Genomic DNA, 1090 nt, shown 5'->3' with positions numbered 1-1090 from the left:
TGCATATAGGATTGGGTAAGGGGGATGTTGTCTCTTTTCAACTGCCTAACTGGAATGAATTTATAATCTTGCATTATGCTGTTACAAGAATCGGTGCCATTAGCAATCCATTGATACCAATTTATCGAGATAGGGAAATTGGCTATATGGTTGGGATGGCAGAATCTAAAATGATTGTTGTACCAGAGTATTTCCGTGGGTTTTATTACCCTGATATGATTGAAAGACTAAGTCATCAATGGCCATCAATGAAACATATATACGTGATGGGTGACAGAGCGCCGAATGGGATGAAACTGCTCTCCTCTTTATTTGAGGAACCTTGGGAAGACCGGATTGATTCATCCATTTTGGATGAAATCACACTTGACCCCAATGATGTGACTGAAATTATCTTTACCTCGGGAACCACAGGAAGTCCAAAAGGAGTTATGCATACCCATAATACTCTTTGTATATCAACGAATTATTGGATTGATCGCTTACATTTAACATCTGATGATGTTCTTTTCTTGGCGTCAACGTTTGCCCATCAAACAGGTTTTGGTTATGGAGTTAGGCTCCCTACACATATTGGAGGTACGGGAGTCTATCAAGACATTTGGAATCCGAAAGAGTTTATTGAATGGGTAGAGAGGGAGAAAATAACGTTTACGGCCGGAGCTACTCCTTTTCTGCAGGATACGGTTCAAATGGAGGGGATAGAAAGGTATGACCTTAATTCGCTACGAGTCTTCGTAGCTTTAGGTGCCCCGATTCCCAGGCATTTAGTAAAGGAAGCCATGGAAAAAGTCCCGTTCAAGATATTGTCAGGGTGGGGTCAAACGGAAGATGGCTTGGTAACCTTGACGAGACTTGAAGATCCAGAAGAAAAACTGACGAATACCGACGGAATTCCGTTTCCGGGAATGGAACTAAAGGTCGTAGATTTTGAAGGGGAGGTCTGTGCCCCGAATATAGAAGGCTCTTTATTAGTAAGGGGTCCGGCTCTTTTTGTCGGCTATTTTAAACGGATCGAGGATACTTTAGCTGTATATAGTGACGGATGGTTCATTACCGGTGATCGGGCATTCATTGATGAAGAAGGATA

The 1090-nt window shown here is 42.2% G+C and carries 1 protein-coding gene; it reads left to right on the top strand.

Going from position 1 to position 1090, the window contains the following annotated elements; all coding sequences use genetic code 11:
* Positions 1-1090 (top strand): AMP-binding protein (locus ACFVSH_RS26935; RefSeq protein WP_387708900.1); only part of this gene is annotated, 1090 nt, incomplete at both ends.

The sequence above is a fragment of the Peribacillus sp. NPDC058002 genome (genome assembly GCF_042886655.1).
GTDB lineage: Bacteria > Bacillota > Bacilli > Bacillales > DSM-1321 > Peribacillus > Peribacillus aracenensis.
Note: the sequence above shows the minus strand (reverse complement) of the source record. Positions and strands in the feature narration are given on the sequence as shown.